The organism is Ligilactobacillus sp. JN-6 (Y).1 (assembly GCF_058111525.1).
This window is the reverse complement of record NZ_CM176599.1, coordinates 1,495,528-1,517,083: the sequence shown is the minus strand read 5'-3', so window position 1 is coordinate 1,517,083 and position 21,556 is coordinate 1,495,528. Positions and strand designations below refer to the sequence as shown.

The 21,556-nt window shown below is 40.0% G+C and carries 18 protein-coding genes and 1 pseudogene; 4 read left to right on the top strand and 15 right to left on the bottom strand.

Annotation, left to right across the window (positions count from 1 at the left end; translation table 11 throughout):
- Positions 1–24: 24 nt before the first annotated feature.
- The 3 genes from AC3XNE_RS06965 to AC3XNE_RS06955 form a co-directional block, all read right to left on the bottom strand.
- Positions 25–1,470 carry an SLC13 family permease gene (locus AC3XNE_RS06965; protein ID WP_489831379.1) on the bottom strand — a complete coding sequence of 482 codons (1,446 nt, stop codon included), beginning with the start codon at positions 1,468–1,470 and terminating at the stop codon, positions 25–27.
- A gap of 333 nt (positions 1,471–1,803) precedes the next feature.
- On the bottom strand, positions 1,804–2,961 hold the full coding sequence (locus AC3XNE_RS06960; RefSeq protein ID WP_489831378.1) for an ArgE/DapE family deacylase: 1,158 nt from the start codon (positions 2,959–2,961) through the stop codon (positions 1,804–1,806).
- A 21-nt stretch (positions 2,962–2,982) separates the two neighbouring features.
- Positions 2,983–4,491 (bottom strand): YfcC family protein, encoded by a 1,509-nt coding sequence (locus tag AC3XNE_RS06955; RefSeq protein WP_489831377.1) that lies wholly within the window; start codon positions 4,489–4,491, stop codon positions 2,983–2,985.
- Between the two features lie 274 nt (positions 4,492–4,765).
- On the opposite strand from AC3XNE_RS06955, the gene AC3XNE_RS06950 reads away from it, so the two are divergent.
- Positions 4,766–6,502 carry an N-6 DNA methylase family protein gene (locus AC3XNE_RS06950; protein ID WP_489831376.1) on the top strand — a complete coding sequence of 579 codons (1,737 nt, stop codon included), beginning with the start codon at positions 4,766–4,768 and terminating at the stop codon, positions 6,500–6,502.
- A gap of 335 nt (positions 6,503–6,837) precedes the next feature.
- Here AC3XNE_RS06950 and AC3XNE_RS06945 read toward each other — a convergent pair whose 3' ends face one another.
- The 3 genes from AC3XNE_RS06945 to AC3XNE_RS06935 all read right to left on the bottom strand — a co-directional run bounded on the left by AC3XNE_RS06945 (position 6,838) and on the right by AC3XNE_RS06935 (position 10,750).
- Positions 6,838–7,836: a nuclease-related domain-containing protein gene (locus AC3XNE_RS06945; protein ID WP_489831375.1), complete on the bottom strand. Its 999-nt coding sequence runs from the start codon at positions 7,834–7,836 to the stop codon at positions 6,838–6,840.
- 108 nt (positions 7,837–7,944) lie between these two features.
- The gene (locus tag AC3XNE_RS06940; protein WP_489831374.1) at positions 7,945–8,208 is read right to left on the bottom strand and encodes a hypothetical protein; all 264 of its coding nucleotides are present in this window, start codon (positions 8,206–8,208) and stop codon (positions 7,945–7,947) included.
- A gap of 142 nt (positions 8,209–8,350) precedes the next feature.
- A complete protein-coding gene (locus AC3XNE_RS06935) occupies positions 8,351–10,750 on the bottom strand; it encodes a phosphoketolase family protein (protein WP_489831373.1) in 2,400 nt (799 codons plus the stop codon).
- A 324-nt stretch (positions 10,751–11,074) separates the two neighbouring features.
- Between AC3XNE_RS06935 and AC3XNE_RS06930 the strand changes: the two genes are divergently transcribed.
- The gene (locus AC3XNE_RS06930) at positions 11,075–11,920 is read left to right on the top strand and encodes a YitT family protein (protein ID WP_489831372.1); all 846 of its coding nucleotides are present in this window, start codon (positions 11,075–11,077) and stop codon (positions 11,918–11,920) included.
- Between the two features lie 41 nt (positions 11,921–11,961).
- Here AC3XNE_RS06930 and AC3XNE_RS06925 read toward each other — a convergent pair whose 3' ends face one another.
- The 6 genes from AC3XNE_RS06925 to AC3XNE_RS06900 form a co-directional block, all read right to left on the bottom strand.
- Positions 11,962–12,369 (bottom strand): OsmC family protein, encoded by a 408-nt coding sequence (locus AC3XNE_RS06925; protein WP_489831371.1) that lies wholly within the window; start codon positions 12,367–12,369, stop codon positions 11,962–11,964.
- Between the two features lie 239 nt (positions 12,370–12,608).
- Complete coding sequence (locus AC3XNE_RS06920; protein WP_489831357.1) at positions 12,609–13,502, bottom strand: IS982 family transposase; 894 nt, start codon at positions 13,500–13,502, stop codon at positions 12,609–12,611.
- Positions 13,503–13,722: 220 nt separating this feature from the next.
- Positions 13,723–14,013 carry a hypothetical protein gene (locus tag AC3XNE_RS06915; RefSeq protein ID WP_489831370.1) on the bottom strand — a complete coding sequence of 97 codons (291 nt, stop codon included), beginning with the start codon at positions 14,011–14,013 and terminating at the stop codon, positions 13,723–13,725.
- 474 nt (positions 14,014–14,487) lie between these two features.
- On the bottom strand, positions 14,488–15,003 hold the full coding sequence (locus AC3XNE_RS06910) for a helix-turn-helix domain-containing protein (RefSeq protein ID WP_489831369.1): 516 nt from the start codon (positions 15,001–15,003) through the stop codon (positions 14,488–14,490).
- A gap of 271 nt (positions 15,004–15,274) precedes the next feature.
- Complete coding sequence (locus AC3XNE_RS06905; protein WP_489831368.1) at positions 15,275–16,516, bottom strand: DUF3114 domain-containing protein; 1,242 nt, start codon at positions 16,514–16,516, stop codon at positions 15,275–15,277.
- A gap of 21 nt (positions 16,517–16,537) precedes the next feature.
- Positions 16,538–17,056, bottom strand: coding sequence for an HdeD family acid-resistance protein (locus AC3XNE_RS06900; protein ID WP_489831367.1), 519 nt, complete (start codon positions 17,054–17,056; stop codon positions 16,538–16,540).
- Positions 17,057–17,501: 445 nt separating this feature from the next.
- Here AC3XNE_RS06900 and AC3XNE_RS06895 point away from each other — a divergent pair, with 445 nt between their 5' ends.
- Positions 17,502–18,368, top strand: coding sequence for an RluA family pseudouridine synthase (locus AC3XNE_RS06895; protein ID WP_489831366.1), 867 nt, complete (start codon positions 17,502–17,504; stop codon positions 18,366–18,368).
- 57 nt (positions 18,369–18,425) lie between these two features.
- Here the strand turns inward: AC3XNE_RS06895 and AC3XNE_RS06890 are convergent, their stop codons facing one another.
- The 3 genes from AC3XNE_RS06890 to AC3XNE_RS06880 form a co-directional block, all read right to left on the bottom strand.
- Positions 18,426–18,941 carry a GNAT family N-acetyltransferase gene (locus AC3XNE_RS06890; protein WP_489831365.1) on the bottom strand — a complete coding sequence of 172 codons (516 nt, stop codon included), beginning with the start codon at positions 18,939–18,941 and terminating at the stop codon, positions 18,426–18,428.
- Positions 18,942–18,959: 18 nt separating this feature from the next.
- Positions 18,960–19,274, bottom strand: a complete 315-nt coding sequence (locus AC3XNE_RS06885) for a DMT family transporter (protein ID WP_489831364.1) — start codon at positions 19,272–19,274, stop codon at positions 18,960–18,962.
- Positions 19,275–19,454: 180 nt separating this feature from the next.
- On the bottom strand, positions 19,455–20,216 hold the full coding sequence (locus AC3XNE_RS06880) for a flavodoxin family protein (protein ID WP_489831363.1): 762 nt from the start codon (positions 20,214–20,216) through the stop codon (positions 19,455–19,457).
- 274 nt (positions 20,217–20,490) lie between these two features.
- Between AC3XNE_RS06880 and AC3XNE_RS06875 the strand changes: the two are divergent.
- A pseudogene (locus tag AC3XNE_RS06875) lies at positions 20,491–21,554 on the top strand (tRNA dihydrouridine synthase).
- The last annotated feature ends 2 nt before the right edge of the window (positions 21,555–21,556 follow it).

The window sequence follows — 21,556 nt, the reverse complement described above, 5'->3', positions numbered from 1 at the left end:
TGTACGTTTTATAATTCAAAGCTTTTATAGTAAGGCTGTAGCTAAGGGATAAGCCACAAGTGCTGCAACCGCGATAACTACAAACATCAAAACCAAACCATACTTGATCAGTGCTGAAGTCCCGGCCCAGGCCGATCCACCAGCAATTGCAGCAGCTGGCATAGAAGATGGAGCCGCCATACCAGTCGAAGCAACCATTCCGATCACACAAGCCATTGCTGTAACATTCAACTGACCAGTGGCTAAGGCCGTTGGAACTGCTAACGATGTTACAACCTGCGCAGTCATAATGTGAGAAGAAAAACTACTCTCAACCGCCGCCCAAACTATAAACAAAAGAATAATCAAAACCAATGATCGTCCCTTGATCAAAATTTCCATTTGACTTTGAATGATCTCGAGCAAACCGACTCTTTTATTAGTCAACGCAGAACCCAGTGACAAAGTACCAACTGCCATCAATAAACTCGGCCACGAAACTCCTTTTGCCAATGATTCTCTTAAATCTAGGAGAGGCTTGCCATCTATTTGTAGCAACGCCATTACTGCTGTACCTACAAGTGGCGGAAAAGCATTACCATATTTGCCCAAATCAAACGGAACACCAGGCCAGATTGTTTTCAAGGGAGCCGGCAAGATCCAAGCAAGAGTAACAAGAGTAAAAATAGCAATGATCCATTTCTCTCGTTGACTTAACTTAGTGAAGGTAGTACCTACGAAATCCTGACGCTTCAATTGCTTAAATTTTGACAAATCTGGTTTAAATAAAAACTTCCACGCTAAAATCACTAAAACGAAAATTAACAGTCCCGCAGGCACAGCAAATTCCATATAAGCAAAATTTCCAATCGAAATATTGGTCAGAGATTTTAAGATACCCAATGAGATCACAGGATAAACATGGGCAATCGGTGTCATTCCTGCTGCCAAACACGTGAAAGCCACTAAACCGACCAACAACATCGAAGCAAAGCTTTCACCCTTTTGCAGATCTAATAGACGAAAGATCTCTTGCAAAATCGAAAATAACAAGAAAAACAGGATCGTGGGAGACAAAAACATGCCCAACAATAAAACTACAGTAAAGAACGACATGATAAAGCTCCATGGACCACGCTGAGCAAACCGGCTGGTAACGAATAAAATTGAGATCCGTGTGATTATACTAGTTTGTGATAAATTATATGTAATAATAAAAGTAAACAACAAAAATAAGAACGTATCATTACCAAACGCACTGGCAAAAACTGTTTCAGGTCCAAGTGAAGGTACTAGTGTCAGTAAAGCGATACTTAACAAACTTGGCCACGCAATGTCAACAGTCAGCCACAAAAAAAGCGTTCCTACAAAAACACCCGCGACCTTTACAGCATCGCTAGACATTTCGCCCCAACTACCAGAAAACCAAAAGATAGCAATGATCACCAAACCTATCATTGTCTTCATATCAATAACTTTTTTATTTTTCACGGCAATCTGTCACTCTTTTCTCTAATAAATATACCCATTAACGAACGTATTATAATTATTATCATAGTTATTTTAGCAACCATTTAACAAAAATGATATTAAAAAATATTGATTCAATTTGATTCAATTGATCTACTTTCCTGTTCACAAATTTCTGTTCTTAAATGTAGATAGCCTTTTGACACTTCTCTGGTCTCTATCAAATCAAAGCGACCCTTTGCTATCCTCTACCCCGTTCTTTAACAACTAAAAAATCTGCTAGCAATATCCATTCACTCTTTATTACACCAAAAAAGCGACCTTTCTTATTCATAGGCCGCTTTTCAAACATTATTAACTTAAATATTTCTTCGCAAATCTCTCGTAAAATTCAGCAGCTGCCAAATACTTATCAACATCCACATACTCATCGATCTGATGAACAGAATCATTACCCGGACCGACAACGATCATCGTAGGAGCTGTAGAGCTTTTGACAAAATTAGAAGCATCAGTTGCGCCTGGCTCGCCGACAATTTTGACCGGATGACCTACAATATCAGTCAGCATGGATCTAGCAGTCGTAACGTATTCACCTTGCAAGTCACCATCTACAGCCTCACCTAGATACTCATACTGCAGATCAAATTTATGTTGTGGTATTTCGTTGACTTGCGCAACAACGTCCTCCAATATTTGTTGGATCTCAGAGACCGTATAAAGCGGATTGATCCGGATGTTGCCCCGAGCCGTGATCTTACCAGGAATACTGTTGACCTGATCACCACCAGAAATCATCGTTACATTATGAACTACTGGCCCTAATGTTTCATGAATGCGTGGCAAATTGCGCATTCTTTCATTGGCTAGTTTGACAAAGTCCATCATATTGTCCAGGGCGTTGACACCTGCACCTGCTTGTGAGCTGATCGCAACTTTGCCATGCGAAGTGATCGTGTAGTCGATATCCCCATTGCTGGCATACACTACGTTCAAATCAGTCGTATCTTCGCCGATCACCAAAACATCTAAATCATCAATATATCCTTGTTTTGTCAGCTCCTTAGAGCCCCACATTCCTGTCTCTTCACCAACTGTAGCCAACAAACGTAATTCTCCTTTGAGTGTGATACCTTCATCGAGCAAAGTCAGAAAAGTACCGATCATGCCAGCTAGCCCGCTTTTCATATCAGTCGTTCCACGACCATACATCTTGCTGTCATTATCGTATAGTTTGCCAGAGAATGGGTCGTCCTTCCAAGCTGAACGGTCGCCCAAATTGACCACGTCCATGTGTCCAGAAAACCCGAGTGTAAAATCGCCATTTTTAGGGCCGATCGAAATAACTGCACTCTCACGATCGCCTTGATAAGGTACACGAACAAAACGTACCCGGTCGCCATAAGGTGCAAATAATTTTTCCAAATAATCAACTACCTGCTTTTCATGATCATCGATCGTTTCGATCTGGATCAGATCCTGTAAAAGCTTGATTTGTCTTTGTTTATCCATCTAAGTATCCTCCTCGTATTTTTACAATACTGCTAAAATGACAAAGTACCCGCATGAGATCACAAACAATCCCACTGACATTTTCCATACCCATTTCCACCAGGTTGAAATATTGATATTAGCGATCTGCATTGCACCAACTACCACAGCTGATGTTGGTGTCAACATATTGACCAAACCAGAGGCCGCCTGATAAACACTGACTACAATGTTTGAATCGACTCCGGCAAAATGCCCCATCGGTCCGATGATCCCCATCGTAGCTGCAGCCAAACCAGAAGTTGACGGGATCAAGAAAGTCATTGGCACATAAAAAACATAAGTCGCCAAAGTGAACATGATCTTGTTAGATCCTTGCAAGGCCAACTCGCCCCAATGCAAAACCGTATCGGTGATCATGCCGGCGTCCATCACAACTTGGATCCCACGAGCTAATGCGACTACGATCGCAACACTGGCAAAGTCTTTGACACCAGCCATGAAATAATCCACAAATTTTTGTTCAGGCATATGATAAACGAATTTGATCAGAATCGACATTCCCAAAAATAACATCGTGATCTCGTTGAAGTACCAGCTGCCAAAGGCGACGATATCTTTACCAAATAGTGCCCCTAAAAACGGTACACTTCTAAGCCATTTCAAAAATGATCCGAAAAAAGTCCAATTCGGATTGATAGTTTGCCACGGGACCAATCCAATGATCATAATGGTAAATGTCAGTCCAAAGATCCATAAAACATTTTTTTGACCCTTAGTTAATTTAGGGATATTTTCAGTTTGCTTCATGTCATCATGGAGTTCGGCGGAACTTTGGTTTGAATAAAGCAAGGATTTCGTAGGGTCTTTTTCGATCTTAGAAGCATAATGATAAATATACCAGATAGAAAAGACTAAAGTGATCGCCAGCAAGATCAACCTTGAGATCAACCCGTCACCCATAGAGATGTGGAGTGTTTGAGAAGCAACACCCGTTGCAAATGGGTTAACCGTTGACGCTAAGTTACCGATCTGAGTACCGACCAGCGGGATCGCCACTGCAACCAAGGCATCTAACCCCATAGCCTTCATGATCGGGATCAATAAAGGATAAAATGCCATGGTCTCTTCAGACATTCCGAAAGTAGATCCACCTAGCGCAAATAACAAAGTAAGTAATGGGATCAACATTTTCTTTTGCTTAGAATACTTATTGACTAAAACTTTGATGCCATCGTTTAAAGCATTAGTTTCATTAACAACACCCAAAAAACCACCGATGACGAGAATGAACAATGAGATCGAAATTGCACCATCAGTTTTAGCATTACCAACCATCCCGATCACAGGCGCCATCAAAACATCCCATATTCCTTGCGGCTTGCTCGTTACGGTATGATAACTATTGCTAAGAACATTTCCTGCTTGATCCATATTGTATTTTCCGGCCGGAATGATCCAGGTCAAAATAGCAATTGCTACGATCAGAAAGAACAAGATGGTAAAAGCAGTCGGCATCGAAAAATGCCGTTTTTGATTTTTATTTGACATAAAGAACCTTCTTCTTTGATAAGAAATTTGTGTCCAGCTCGTATTAAGAAATGGGCTAAAACAGCGATAAAACTAAACTAGCAAAAATATTGGAATTTGTGAAGCAAAATAAGTATTCACCCATAGTATGTAAATGAAATTTTAACTTAAAACTAACAGAGATATAACTTAAGCAAATGATAAAATTTATTGCAGCACGGATGTAAGCCCAAATCTAACTTCTTCATGGTAAAATAGACGTAATTCTTTTACTTTTAACTTTAGGAGAACGATCATGAAACAAAACGTCAGCAAAGCGACTTTAGCAAATTGGCAACGTTTAGGCAGTGGTGACAAAAAATTACTTCACCGAGCAAATAAAACAGATTCGCTGCGCCGAATTTTTCCAGACAAATATATAGTAGATCCTATTCACAAAAAAAGAATCTTAACTATTGCTGAATTCATCGCCGAAAACCAACTTGATCCTAAAGAATTTATCTGCCAAATAGCAGTTCATGAAGTCAATAGGTCGCAAACCATTTGTCAGAAAAATAAGGAACGCTTTTTACAGACTGCAATAAAACAAGTGCCCAATTTGACAAAACTGTCCGATAATGACTTATTCAAGGTCGATTTAAAAGAGCCTGACTTTCTTGGCGCTCTCTATCAGACTCTGCAATCAGAAGGTGCAAGAAACAAAAATGGCTTATACTACACCCCGGCAGACGTCGTTGACCGCTTATTACGTCAAACACCCTTGACTAGTGCGCAGGACTTCTTTGATCCTGCAGTTGGAACGGGCATTTTTTTAAGTGAACTAGTCAGGAAATTTAAGCTCCCTATTTCTAATTTGCATGGTCAAGATATCGATCCAACCGCAGCACTGCTGGCGACAGCCAATCTTTTACTGCAAGCACCAGCGACTGACAACTCATATCCAGATATTCGGGTCGGTGATTATTTAAGCACAACTTTAGATAAAAAATACACTAATATCGTTGGTAACCCGCCGTGGGGTGTCAAAGAAATGACCCAAATCGCCGCTAGTAAATTTCACAAAGCTGATTCCTTCGCATATTTTATTGAAAAAAGTTTACAAAAATTAACACCAGGCGGCTCTTTGTCTTTCGTTTTGCCCGTCTCTATTTTAAATATTGCGACACATCAGCCGATCAGGCAATTAATTTTGGAAAAAATCCAGGTCAGGTCTATTACGTATTTGCCAAATCTCTTCCAAGGAGTCGTTTCAGACGTAGTTTTGTTAGTATTAAGTAAATGCGAAGAGCCTGATAACTCAGTAACATTTTTCAAAGAAAAACGATCCATCGAAATGCCACAGAAGTTCTTAAAAGAACTGCCTCATCAAAACCTATTACCACTAAAGACCGCTGATAGAGAGATCTTGCGTACCATTTGGGCAACCGAATACACTGATTTGACGAAAAGCACGTGGGGGTTAGGGATCGTGACAGGAGACAATCATCGCTTTGTTTTGCAAGAGAGAGGTCCAAATGCTGAACCTCTCATCACTGGCAAAGAAGTACACCCGTTTAAGCTGGGACAACCACAAAATTACCTAGAATTTCGGCGTAATAAATTTCAGCAAACAGCAGCAGAAGCGATTTACCGTGCCCCAGAAAAGCTGATCTATAAATTTATCAACGACCAGTTGATATTCGCGTACGATAACCAAAAACGATTAACTTTGAATAGTGCGAACATTTTAGTTCCACAAGTCGCAACTCACAGCGTCAAAACAGTCATGGCATTTTTAAATTCCCAACTATTTCAATATCTTAACCAGATTTTATTTGCCAGCTCAAAAGTTTTACGTGGCAATTTAGAGAAATTACCGTTTACAAGACTCTCGGTCAAGGATCGCGATACTTTGGAAAAATTGGTGGACCAACAATTAGCTGGTACCAACTCACTGACTGAAATCGACCAATTTGTTTTTGAAAAATACAAACTGACTCAGTCCGAAGTCGGTCGAATCAAGCAAGTTCTAGCTACAAATGTTTTTGCATAAAAATATATCCCCAGTTGTCCTTGTTGGTGGGCAGCTGGGGATGTTTGTGTTGTTAAAGTTTCTCACAGGAAACAAATTTGACAAGACACTTCGCCTAGTCTTGGAACTAATTAGTTTCTCTTTTTGCCCGCATCGTTCCGACTTGGGGCCAATTAGCTCCTTTTCGGACCAACATCCTTCCAACTTGGGGCCGATCAGCTCCTTTTCGGACCAACATCCTTCCAACTTGGGGCCAATTAGCTCCTTTTCGGACCAACATCTTCCTGATTTAGGGCCGATTGCAAGTTTTCTGTTTGTTACCAGCCTGAATTTCCTTCATAAAACCAATACTTAAATCAATTCCCGTTCCATTCTCTTCTTTGTTGCAAGTCGATGAAATAATCTTTTTTATTTACAAACCAATACTCAAATCTCAAACCATAATTGTAATGACTACTTTCTCTTCCACAAAGTTCTAATGGCTGAAAATGTTTTTTTAATTGATTTCGTATATATTTCTCACTCCACTCTTTTCCAAAAAACTTCTTCAACTCTTTACGCTTCAAGTTACTTTTGAAAAACAGGACACCATAATCACAAATAGTTCTGACATAAGCCACTTCCTTACTTTGACAAAAACCACAATGACAACATTGCAAATAATAACGATAAGATGTCCAAACGAATTTTTTACAATTTGGACAACAAATTCCCGGTTGCAAAGGACGTCCCTTTTGACTGCTAAAATCATTTTGTGGACAATAAGCTGGGATCAAGTAGTCATTTAGTGCTAAGCGCCAACGATCAGAGATAAATTGCTGATACGCCTTCATTTCTTCTTTTAAATGCATTAACCAAGACCCAAGCTCTTCAACACGTAAAACCATTTGTACGATTGGTTGTTTGATCTCGACTGTGACTGCAGGGTCCATAAAAATCAAAACGCGCTTAACTTTTAAATTATGTAGACCCTTTGCGCTGAAAATCTTTATTAAAACATCATAGGCACGATCGATTTGCCGAAAGATATTATTGATCAAAAGTTGACCGCCACAATACCAGCTGTTATCTTGATAGGCATAGTTGCCCCGATACTTTTTAACATCTATCAAATAAACATCATTTCCAATAACTATCAACTTATCGACCTGAATTTTTTCCTGACCGTATGCTAAATTCAAATCATCCATTACCAATTCAGGGCTTCCCAAAAATTCTTCTACGAATTTATCCAAATTACATTCACCCACATAACCACGTGCTAGTCGTTGCAAATGTTGTTTTTCGGACGTCTTTAACTGTGCCCTTTCCTGAAGAACTTCCAGATATTGCTGTTCAAGAGTTTGCTTTCTCATCTATCACGCCTCCCTGACAACATATACGCAAAAACAACACGTTTTTATCAATTTTTTTACAAAAAAATAGCCATCACCGAAAATCGACAATGGCTGTTTCTGTTTATATTATTCCTGCTCGACTACGTCATCTGCAATGTCTTCATACTTAATATTATTGATCCGATATGCATCTTTAACATCGATTTTTTGTACCGTATTTTCCTCAGTTAAGTTAAACTGACGTGCATCGTTATGATTGAGCATACTTGTCGTAGGTTCTTCATCTGCTGAGATCATAACAATATGACCTTTGCCTGTTTGTCCCCCAACAAATACTGCATGAATATCTTTGTCGTTGATTTTTAGCCCGATCTGTCGAAATTGCGCCATAGATAATACTCTCCCTTTCTCAAATTATTCACTAAAATTAGCATATTTTTTTGCTAAATTAAAGGCGATTTACTAAATTTTAGAAAAAGAAAGCACCTTGCCGTTTTGACAAGATGCTTCCTAACCTATTTACAGGTCTTTATTATTTTTTTTGTAATGGTTCCCAGTTCCAATTTTCCACTTCTGGCAAATCAGTACCTTCATCACGAATAAATTGATGATGTTTTGCAACCATATCATCCATCCGGTTTGCGAAGTAAGCACCTTTTTGTGCATAAGCAGGAATTGATTGAACTGCATCCTTAGCTAAGTGGAAACGATCCAATTCATTCAAGACACGCATATCAAATGGTGTTGTGATATCACCGTTTTCACGGTAACCATGAATGTGAACGTTCCGGTTATGACGGTCAAAGAAGATGTCTTTGATCAAATCTTCATAGCCGTGGAATGCAAAGATCACTGGTTTATCCTTCGTAAAGTATTTGTCGAATTCTTCATCCGTCAAACCACGAGGGTCGCTCTTAGGTGCACGCAGCTTCAAAATATCAACAACGTTGATGAAGCGAATTTTCATTTCTGGGAATTCTTTGTTCAACAATGAAATTGCAGCCAAAGCTTCCAAGTTAGGTTCGCTACCAGCAGCGGCGATAACTAAGTCAGGTTCTGCACCCTGATCAGTTGAAGCCCAGTCGATATAGCCTAAACCTTGGTCAACGATCTTCTTAGCTTCCTCAATGCTGTACCACTGACGACGTGGGTGTTTGGATGAAACGATCACGTTGATCTTTTCGTAGTCACGGAAAGCCTTGTCACCGACAGCCAACAATTCATTAGCATCAGCTGGGATATATTCACGAATGAATTCAGGTTTCTTCTCAGCCAAATGTGTCAACAAACCTGGATCTTGGTGAGTATAACCATTGTGGTCTTGCTGGAAGACAGTTGAAGTATCAACGATATTCAATGAAGGATATTGTTTTCTCCATGACTGTTCCTTAGCTTTACGCAACCACTTGAAGTGTTGAGTGAACATTGAATCAACAACACGCCCAAATGATTCATAAGTTGCGAAGAAACCATGACGACCTGTCAAAACGTAACCTTCAAGCCATCCTTCAGCCTGATGTTCTGACAATTGTGAATCGATCATACGACCAGAGTTAGCCAAGTTATGATCATTGCCTTCCTTGATATCTTCCATCCACTGACGCTTCTGACCATCGAGGATAGCATACAACCGGTTGGACTCACTTTCATCAGGACCAAAGCCACGGAAGTTACTTGGGTTTAATTCAGCGACCTTGTTTAACCATTTCGACCATTCGAACATATCTGAATATTGCTCCACACCGCGTTTGTCAAAGTTAACGGCAAAATCACGGACATCTGGGAACTTCAACGGCTTAGGATCAAGCCCACCATTAGTGATAGGGTTAACTGACATCCGTTGGTCACCCTTAGGAGCAACTGCACGGATCTCGTCTTTCAAAGTGCCATTTTCGTCAAATAGCTCTTCTGGCTTGTATGATTTCAACCAGTCGATCAACATGTCCTTGTGTTCCATATGCTCTGCATCCACAGGGATCGGAACCTGATGGGCACGGAATGAACCTTCGACCGGATCACCGTCAAGATTGAACTTAGGACCAGTCCAGCCCTTAGGTGAACGGAAGATGATCATTGGCCAGTTAGGCAGATCAGCTTCGCCATCGGCTGCTTTAGCTGCTGAGCGAGCCTTTTTCTGGATATCCTTGATTTCTTCGATCACAGTGTCCAAAGTCTTTGAAAACTCTTCTGAAGCCTCCAAATGATCTGTATCTGCGTTTACTTCAACGAAGTAAGGCTTCCAGCCCATTCCCTTGAGGTAGCTTGTCAAGTCTTCGTCACTCATACGTGAAAGTACGGTAGGGTTTGAGATCTTGAAACCATTCAGGTTAATGATCGGCAATACAGCCCCATCTTTGACTGGGTTGATGAACTTATCGGAGAACCAAGAAGCTGCTAATGGACCAGTTTCTGATTCGCCGTCACCAATTTCAACAGCAGCGATCACATCAGGATTGTCTAAGATAGCACCAGTACCATGTGACAAGGAGTAACCTAACTCCCCACCTTCATGGATCGAGCCTGGTGTTTCAGGTGCGGCATGAGAAGCAACTCCGCCTGGGAATGAAAATTGTTTGAATAAATTCTTCATGCCCTTTTCATCTTGAGAAACCTCAGGATAAATGTCGGAATAGCTGCCATCCAAGTATGAGTTAGAAACCATAACCTGTCCACCATGGCCGGAACCTTCAATATAAAACATATTCAAATCGTACTTATTGATAACACGATTCAATTGTGCATAGATGAAGTTCTGAGAAACAATAGTACCCCAGTGACCAATTGGTTTGATCTTAACATCTGATGCTGTTAAGTCGCGTTTCAACAAAGGATTGTCACGCAAGAAAAGCTGTCCTACTGAAACGTAGTTAGCTGCGCGCCAGTACTTGTCTAAAAGTTCTAAATATTCTTTTGAATCATAATTTACAGGCATTTTTTTAAGCACACTCCTTATATAAGTTGCTAAACCTTTGATTATTTTTATCACTGACCGGTCACCCGATCTTCAATTTCTATGATAAATCATTTTTGCTAAAAGTCAACCTTTTTAAAAATTGGTACGTCCCAATTTAAAATACTGACACATGCACAATGTAAACGGCATCAACAAGCTACATTGACCATATCCAACAAAATTTATCCAATTTTTTGAACGACTTTTGTTAAATGCAGCCTACTTCCCCCGGTTGCAATTGATTTTAGCTAATACCTATGGCATGCTGAAACATAGAATGTATTTGTACAGGAGGAAAACGGCATGAAAAAATCAACTTCAGCTATGATACGCAACTGCATTAGGATCATCTTTGGTGCTTTCATCTATTCGGTCGCGGTCAATGACCTGCTTATCCCCCACCAGATCGGTGAAGGCGGTGTAACCGGATTGACTGCGATCGGCTATTATGCATTACATATTCAGCCAGCCATTACCAATATTGTCCTCAATACGATCATATTATTGGTCGGCTTCAAACTATTAGATAAAAAAACGATCTTCTATTCTTTATGGTGTGTCGTTTGGATCTCTATTTTTCTTAAATTGCCAACGGTCTTGCACTATCACACCGAGCAAACCTTGATCCCTGCGCTCATTGCCGGTGCATTTATGGGCATTGCTTTAGGACTGATCTACCGAGCAAACGGGACGATCGCCGGCAGCACGATCATTGCTTCGATCCTTAACAAATATTTTGGTATCCAAACAGGAACTGCCATGCTTTTATGTGACCTAATCGTAGCTTTCCCTTCGGGTCTGATCATTGGAGTTGAGCGCATGTTCCTAACAGTGATCGAACTTTACATTTCTGCGATAGTGCTCAATATTTTTAATAGCATGTTTGGAGCCAAATACTCACTCAAGATCATTACACCACATGTTGAGCAAATGTCAGCTGCTCTTTCTGATCAACTAAAACAAGGTATCACTATGGTCCACACCCACGGCTATTATAGTGGAGAAAAACGAGCAATGATCTACATTATTTGTACAAAAAAACAATCAGCCCAGCTATTTCCCCTGATCGAACAGATCGATCCTGGCGCCATGATCGTAGTCGAACAAGTTCACAGTGTTGCCGGTCATGAGCTGAACATGCTGAAATAACCACTCACTACGCACCAAAAGCGGCTTATCCAGCCGCTTTTTTAATATTCAAATTGATATTCAATATCTTTGTCAAGAGAATTGTGCACAGTACAACGTTTGAGAACTTCGTCAATAAATTGCTGCTGATCACCTGAACCAAGGTCTGATTCCATATCAAAAACCACTTTGATCTTAGCAACTTTGGATGTCTTATCCGGAAAACGTTTGGTCTCGCCCGTTGTTGTAATATCAAACTTTTTTAAGTCGACCCCACGGCTGGCAGCTAAAGATTGAGCTGTAATAGATAAGCAGCCATTAAGTGCCATCAAGAGATATTGAACAGGGTTTGCACCTGCATCCGTACCCTTAGAGCTAACTGGCTCATCTAAAATAATAGAATGACCGCCTGATTCAGCCGTAACCTGACGACCAATGTGCTTGATACTAGACTTTGCTATATTTGCCATATAAACTCCTCCTCGTATTATTAAAACAAGGTGCAGTGTAGCGTTTAGAAGGCGAGCATATCTGGCTTAGGATTTATAGTGCGTTTTTTTCACTATGAATCCTAAGTTGGACAAGCGGAACCTTCTGCCACACGGAACTCGACTACAAACATTATGAAACAAAAAACACAGCTGTTTTGCATCACAATTAATCGCTGCTTTTCATTTTGTAAAACTTATATAACTACTAACGCGTGGTGCTAGTTCGTAATAATTCTATTTTCTGTAAAATCAAAAAAGCCTAAATTATAAATAAAGACGGTCAATTCAATTTTTAACCAAAAGCCTACCACTGACCGCGTGAGATTTTTTTCGATTCCATAATCTTCAACTAGGATCGAGAAACGGGATTCGATCGTGCGCCGGAGATCTTTCAAAGCCGGAACATTGTGCTGTTTGGCTCCTTTCATGTTTGAACGGTAAGGTGTCCAGAGCTCATAACCTAGCTCGCCAAAATCTTCTTGTAAGGGCTGTCCCACATAACCGACATCCGCTAAAACAAAGGGACACGGACAGCCTGCGATCAAAGTTGACGCCGCTTGGGTGTCATGTTTAGAGGCCTCGGTGACAGTGTAATTTAAGATATAACCGCTGAGCGAGGTCTCAAAATGAGTCTTAAACCCGTAAAAATACATGTCTTTGGTCGCATTGTAGCCTAGGTCAGCTATGCCGCGGAAAACCTTGGCCCGCTTATTTCTAACTTTTTGGCATAAAGGGTTAGGCAAACTATCAATGATCGCAAACTGTCCTGTTTGCGCATAGTCGCGAGTCAACCCCTGCCGCATGGCCATGACCACTGGGAGAAGACGTTGTGCTCGTCGGTTAAAACGGGAGCGCTCAATGTTCAATTGATGTGGGATGAAGGTCTGTGCCCAGGCAAAGAATTTACGCTGGGAGTGCATCTGTGTAATGACCTGTAAACACAGTAAGGCTAAGATCTGCACATCAGAAACACGAGACTTAGTGGTGTTACGGCGTTGCGAAATATAGCGCGGGCAGTATTTTTGATAAAGCTCAGCACAAAGAACTTTAAGTTGAGCTAAATTGACTTGTAAATTATGTCGTTTTTGTTTAAACTTTAAGTGGTCCAACAAGATCAGGTCTCCTTTGTTTAAGTCACTTAAGAGTCTAACCTTGTTGGGCTTTTTTTGTAAAATTTTGTACTAAATAGTTGAATGTTACGAACTAGCACCACGCGTAACTACTAATTCTATTGTATCTATTTTAAGTCCTACCCCCAAACATTCAGCTTAAAAAACGCCCTTCCTAATTGATAGATAGGAAAGACGTTAGTAATTATTCTTCTTGTTTTTCTTAGTCAGGATCTACAATGTCCGGAATAATAGCTGTATACGGAATATCATCGATCCGATAAGCTTCACGGACTTTGATCTTTGAGATCTTGTTGTCCTTACTTAATTTAAACTCACTTCCATCGCGATGTTCCAGCATGTCTGGTTCAAAATCACCACCAGGACAGATCACAACTAAATGACCCTTACCACCAGTGATATCAGCGTCATTCTCTTCTTTTGTTCCCATGTAGACACAATATGATGGTTCCTTGTTGACCACTAATTTAATTTGCTGAACAACTCTAGCCATTGATGCAATCCTCCTATACAATTAAAAGCACCGTACGACGCGCACAGTGCCTAACGAACAATTAAATTTTCTGATTAACCTTTATAAATTATAACATAATTTGCCGGTTTCGTCTAAATTGGTGCTACGTCAACGACAAAATTCCTATGGTACTCGATGTCTCGTCATACCCAATGAATAGTGGATGAGGATGCCTCAGACATGCTAAACACAAACTTACAGGAGCAATCAATATCATCCTTTTCAAGATGCTGAATGATGCCTCTGTTGTTTATAGGTAATAACAATATTTTGCTTATGTTTAACCATTTTTATGTGAAATATCTCTTGCCTTCATTTTCGTGCCTCCTTTTAATAATGTTAATTATATTTAATATATAATTGATAACAAAAAGCAATTGTGTTTAACAAAAAAGAACATAACTAATTCTATGTTCCTTCATAATTGTATTTAAAATTGATTACTGATCTAAGTTATTGTCCCGATACACCTTCAAAAAAGCTGATCATTTCATTATATAGATAAGGTATTAAAAACAAAACAGCAGTAATAGTTCCTAAAATAACAGAATTTTTTGACAATGCTTTGTTAACTTTAGACCAATCAATGGAAAAAATTAAGGCGACTAGAAAAATGAAACCGCCTACCTGAAGCCAGGGAGTTATTTGCATGAAATCAGCATGCAAAGCTAATAAGACCGAAAAAAGCACGGCTGCTATCCCTACACTGCTCCAAACTATTTTTTCAACTGCAGTAAAACTTTGGTCTATTTTAAGGTCCTTCATAAGCTTTTCGTCTCCTCTAATAAGATCATCCAACGAAATATCAAAGAGATCACTGATGGCCACTACGTTAGCAAAGCTTGGTAAAGATAACCCTTGCTCCCATTTTGAAATAGATTGACGCGAAATGTGTAGTTGGTCGCTTAAATATTGCTGTGACCAATGTTTAGATTCACGCTGCCTTTTTAATTGTTCACCAATTTGCATAAAAGATTACCTCCTTCGCTTTTTAGTTAACCATATCAAATGATAAAAAGGTAGCACCTATTGGTTGCAAGTGCGGTATAACAAGCAAATTATGGTATATTGTCTATTTCGATCTAGACACTCAAGGTGCTTACTTTAGAAAATAGCAGAAAAAAGAATGCTTCTATACCTGTTAAGAGAAAACAATCAACTTTTACTTTAGCAGTGAATTTATAAGCCAAAAACAAATCAGCAGTTGATCACTTCAATTTAGAATGTCATTAATTGACTCTCAGGTGGACCAGTATGATTCAAAACCAACTACCTCTCCATACTCCCTACAAAAGCGCGTGTAATCTTGATATATCTCTTGTCTCTGACCCACCGGGACTTTTTGCCAAGCAGCCACGTCTGACAAATGCTTGATAAGGTCAACATATTGAACACTTGCTACTACTGGTCGCGGGCTATGAAAAGTATGCGTAGCAACTTGCCTAACTTGCGAGTCGGCAGGATGTTGAACATCGATATAAAAATGAGTATGATCCTTAGCTGGCAAATCGTGTTGCTGGCCTTTAGGGATCCCATAATTAAAGGACTCTGTGTTGGCGATTTGATATAACTGATCAGACGAGTAATGCTGAGGATCTGCATCCACGCGACCATCAGGATTGTCACGGTAAACATTCCATTCGCTTACAAAACTTTCGGTAGTAATATTGATAATAAACTCGGCCATCCGGGCATTATTAAGGTTCAATGGTGTGACTGTATTTGTCGCAGGAACCTGCACTTTCATATTTTGCGGATAATTGAAAGTCTGGGCAAAACGATTATGAAAAGCTGCGTTTGTAGTTAGATCTAAAGGTTGTTTTTCAGATCTGGCGTAATCCTGCAATTTTTCAAAGTCAGTCGCACCAATGAAATTCTGGCGAATATACTTGATGTTTTGCAGATCGATCCAACTACGAAATAAATGCAACCGCTGACCCAAGATATCCGTGTTCAATCCATCCGTGCCCGAGTATGTCCGACAAACATCTTCCCGAAAAGCCGCATAAAAATCAGCGTGTGGCGACAAATTTTTTGCGAACTTGTGCGTGCCATTAAGTTTCAAAAAGCCATTATCATCAACCATCGCCCCTAAATGACGCAAGACTAACCGTAATTTTTTCTTTGCTTTCAAACGACTTCCCAAATACATGGAAGTATAAATTTCAGAGCCAACTTGCTGAGTTTGTTCAAAGGTTGCCGCACAATGTTGAAAAACGGTCGTTTCATCACTACTATTCAAAATTTTTTTAATGTATAACCGAATGGCCTGTTTGTCCCAATGATCACCTTTTTGTAAAAGATAGACTTGTTCTTTAAGAGTGATTAGCACGAAAAATTTTAACCAGAACCCCCACGCGTGTGGCAATACGATCTGATAGATCCGTTCAAATTCACGCCCTCTTCTAAAGCAAATCAAAAAGCCCGCAACAAACGCGGACAATAATTTAAATAAAATTTTGTTTTTAGACTTTTTCATCATTAGCCTGCCTCATCATTCATCTTAGAATGAACGAATAATTTGATTGACACCAAAAAGTAACAAATAAAATGCTAAAAGAAAAACCGCAGTCGAAATTGCAAATGCTGGCTCAAACAAGAGGATCGCACCTAATACAATACCAAGGATACCAATAATAATGGTGAACCAATAATAAGTTTTATTATTGTCTCGCAAAAAGCGGCTTAACCACAGTTCAAAGAACGAATCAATAATAAACCACAATGCTATCGAGATCCAAATGACAACTCCTCCAATATTTGGAACAAAAAATAATAAAATACCAAATAAAATGTCAACGATCCCGCTGAAAGTCCACCAGCCGCTGTTCATACTGATCGACCTGGCAATATTTCGAACTTCAAAAATCTTAAAGATCCCTTCGATGATCGCCGAAATAGCCATCAAAAAAATAATTGTACTAAAAGATGCAAAAGGATTTTTCAGAGCTAACACTCCGACAACAACTGTCAAAATTCCAATGATCAACGAAAAAGGATCAAACCTATTTCTTTCGTACATTTATAGTTCCTCCCTTTCTTTTGAATCACAGTAATTCTTACGTCACTCATTTTTTACCAGGTCCACCATATTTGAAAAAAATAGTAAATAAAAGTGCAAAAAACGCAAAGACAAAAATATTTCCCAAATTCATGATCTTCCCCCTCAAAACAAAGCACAGTAAGCTGATCAAGCCTCGAGCATTATCGAACTAAGACCTTATAGTGCGATTTTGCCACTGTGAAGTCGCAGTTGGATAAGTGAATTCTCTTGTCTTGTACAACTCCACTAAAATCACTCTGACTCTGTTGTAATAGTAACAATTTTTTAGGTAATTTGACAACAAATATCCTCGTGTCAAAGTATTTACAGTCCGCACTTTTCCCTTCACTGAATGGCAGGCCTTTTGCTTGGGGAAAAGATAACCTATAATAGGCATTATTATAATGAATAGGAGTATCGCCTTGTGATCTTAAAACGACATTTTCAAATCAAACACATGCCGGAACCACTGAGTGTCCGCCAAACACTGCAGCAATGGCTCGTTCCGAAAAAATGGCAACATGAATTACGGATCAACCGCTCCATCTTAGTAAACGGACGTTATCTTTCCTTTAATAATTTATTGAAAAATGGGGATCAAATTGACCTGACTTTAGATACTGATATCAAAATTCAACACTATCTGCCAGCACCTTTAGTCAATTTCGAAGTTGTTGCTGAAAATTCAGACCTGATCATCGTTAACAAGCCAGCCGGCATCAAAACTCATCCGAATCGGCCAGACGAAAACGGCACGCTATATAATCAACTTGTAACTTACTTAGATACTCCTCCGCTGATGCTTCACCGGTTAGATATGTTGACCAGTGGACTGATCATGGTCGGTAAAGACCCGCTGGTGATCCCGATCTTAGAACGCCAATTAGCACGCAAAACGATGCAGCGAAACTACGTTGCCGTCGTATCATTCGAACTGGGAATGCCGCTAAAAGGAACAATAGATGCACCCATCGGACCGGATCCTGCTGACAAGCGAAAGAGAAAAGTGACCTCCTCTGGCTTGTCCGCACTCACTCACTACGAAGTTTTACAGCATAACGCTAAATTTGCACTAGTCAAACTAACATTGGAAACCGGGCGCACTCACCAGATCAGAGTACATCTGGCCCACCAAAACATGCCGATCGTTGGTGATCCATTATATAGCTCGATCCCTGCAGACCAGATGTACTTGCATGCATATCAAATCAGCTATTTCTTGCCCTTTGATTGGGCATTTCAAACAGTAAAAGATCAAATACCACGAGAATTTGTGGAAATGACAAAGTAATTATGTGTGGAACAAGCCAATAAGCTGGTTTTGCAAGGGCACAATAGATCCACCTTATCAAAATAATTCTTTTTGCATGATCAGGTCTCTTTGTGCATCACTGCCCAACTGAAAAACGTGATCGCCTATCTGTTTAAAGCCCAATTTACAGTAAAATTTAAGTGCCGGCTCGTTATTTTCCCAAACACCCAGCCAAATCTTACTTTTTTGCTTCTTTTCCGCAGCTTCCAAGGCCACTTGATACAACTGAGAACCGATCCCTTGCCTTTTATATTCAGGCAGCACGTAGATCCGCTCAATTTCTAGTGAAGCTGGCCCTATCTTTTCAGTCTGTACTTCATCAATATTTAGCTTTAGATAACCAACTACTTCAGCATTTTGATAAGCAAAATAAAAAAGGGAGTTAGGTTCTGTTAATTCACCTAACAACTGTTCACGCCCATAAGCGTGGTCTAAATAAGCCTCCATATCGGAGCCAGTATTATTGGACCCAAAAGTATCCTGAAAGGTTTTCCGGCTAATTTTTTGTAACGTATTTACTTGATCTGTGGCAACTCTTTTAATATCTATCATGATCGAGATCACTCCTTTTTAACTAGTCAGTTTAATACCAATAATGCCAACTAACAAGAAAATAATAAAGATCCAGGTTAGTAAAGATATTTGTTCATTGAACAAAAAAATACCCATTATAATTGAACCTAAAGCACCAATTCCTGTCCAGACAGGATAAGCAATGCTTAAATTCAAATGTTTGGCAGCTTGAGCTAAAAATACAAAGCTCAAGATCATTCCTATGATCGTCAATATTGAAAAAGTTAGTTTGCTAAAACCATTACTCAACTTCATCGTCGTAGCCCAAAACACTTCAAAAAAACTAGCGATGACCAAATTGATCCATGTCAAAAATCGTCCCTCCTTTTGTACAAAAAAAGGTAACAAAGCTGCTCACAATGGCCTAAGAGCAGTTTCATTACCTTCGTCCGGCGACAAAAATTATTTCGCTTAAAGCTAACAATAGCACATTTAGAAACTCTTGTATAGTTAAGAGCGGTTGATCAAAAACTTCTATTTTCAATGTAGGGTTTATTTACGCCGGTGTTTTACATAGGTGACAAAATGTAAGATCGCCGCCAGTAAAGCAAAAAAGATCACTACAAACGAACTATAACTCAGCCAAAAATGTGTCTTAGGCAACAAACCCAAGCCTACTTGGATCCCCATCGCTGCCAGTGCCATGATCGCCACCATAAAAAAGAGTTGAATATATCGTTTCACTGTACTGTCATCCCTTTTCTGAATTGAATTCAACTGTTGCCCCCGTTTCAAACATTCCCTTTGTTTAGCGGCAGGTAATTCCTGAATGCCCCAGGTATTTGTCATGACTATCTCATTCACCTTGATCACGCCCGCTGCAGACATAATTCGATCGATCGTTCGCAAACTTTGATCGGTCACACCGGTTACCCAATTTTCAAAAGTGCCCGTATAGCAAGCGGTAATACTAAGATAATGTTTATTTTTAAACCGGTCTGGATGAGTTTCACCTAGTTTGTCAAACCGAAGAAGTCTTTGTCGCATACAGTCAAAAAAATCTTTCATTTTGCCAGACAGATCTCGCCAGTAAGTCGGTGCCGCGATTACCCAAACATCGCTTCCAAGCAACTTAGCTTCTAATTCGTCTAGATCCGGATCTTTTCTTTCATATGTATCCGGCTTGAAATTATAGTCTTCTAAATACAGCACTTCTTTTTCGTTATCGTTGTCAATTCCTTTTAGGACTGCATCTAATAATTTAGCTGTAACTCCATCACGCCGATGTGAACCTAAAATCCCTAACACTTTCACAAGAATGCCTCCTTATATTTCATAGAATGATCTCACTCCTAGAAAAATGCCATATCTCTACAAATATTGATGGCTCCATTAGGATCTTACCACGTTTGACCAAAAAAGGTCCCACAACTAAAAAGCTTACCCCTCTTAACTAACAGAATTTTTATTCTTTCAGATAATATAAGAATCTTGAAAATAATATCAAATACCGCTAATATAGATAAAGTCTAGAATTTAAATTGCACAATACTAATAAACACAATAAGCATCAGAAAGGAAATCAACCATGGTCCAAGTAAACTCTGCCTACTGGCAAAATGTAGTCGTCAAAGCACAAGAACACCCGGCAGTTCCCGGTTTAGATAAGATCCCATTTTTCTCAATGGCCCCGATGGAAGCTGTCACGGATTCTGTTTTTCGCCGGGTCGTTGCTCATGCTGGTGGGCCAGACGTGTATTTCACTGAATTTACAAATGCACGCAGTATCACACATCCAAAAGCAAAATTCTCAGCCCAAGCACGTCTGCATGTGGCAGAGGGTGAAAAGATGCCCGTTGCCCAGATCTGGGGAAATCGTGGGATCGATTTTGAAACTGCTACCCAAGACCTAAAAGAACACGGGTATCAAGCTATTGACATCAATATGGGGTGCCCTTCCGGAACTATCATTAAAAACGGTGGGGGCTGCGACATGATCCGTCACTTTGATGATGCAGCTACGGTGATTGCCAGTGCTAAAAAAGCGGGTTGGCGGTTTCTGTTAAAACTCGTCTTGGCTTTAACGAACTCGACACATTTGAAAAATGGATCCCTTTCTTATTGGAACAAGACATTCCTTTACTGACGGTTCACGTTCGTTCGCGTAAGGAAATGTCCAAAGTGCCGGCGCATTATGAATACATTGACCGGTTAGTGCAAATGCGTGACGAGATCGCTCCACACACCTTGTTACAAATTAATGGTGACGTCAAAGACAGAACAGACGGACTAGAACTTGTGCGGCAACATCCTGGTGTCGATGGTATCATGATCGGTCGCGGGATATTTGAAAACCCCTTTGCCTTTGAGGAGAAGCCACAAGAACATTCGCTAGAAGAAACGTTGAGCTTGTTGCGGATGCAGTTGGATCTGTATGACAAATTCAATGCAGATTATGGCCCACTCAATTTCAAAAAATTACGTCGTTTCTTCAAAATTTATGTCCGTCACTTCAACTACGCGTCCGACTTGCGGATCGCCTTGATGGATACTAAAAACACCGCACAGGCACGCGAGTTGTTGGACAGGTTTGAGCAGCAATGGTCAGCACAAAAAGCCGCAGATACGATTGCGATCACACAGGATCGTTAGTA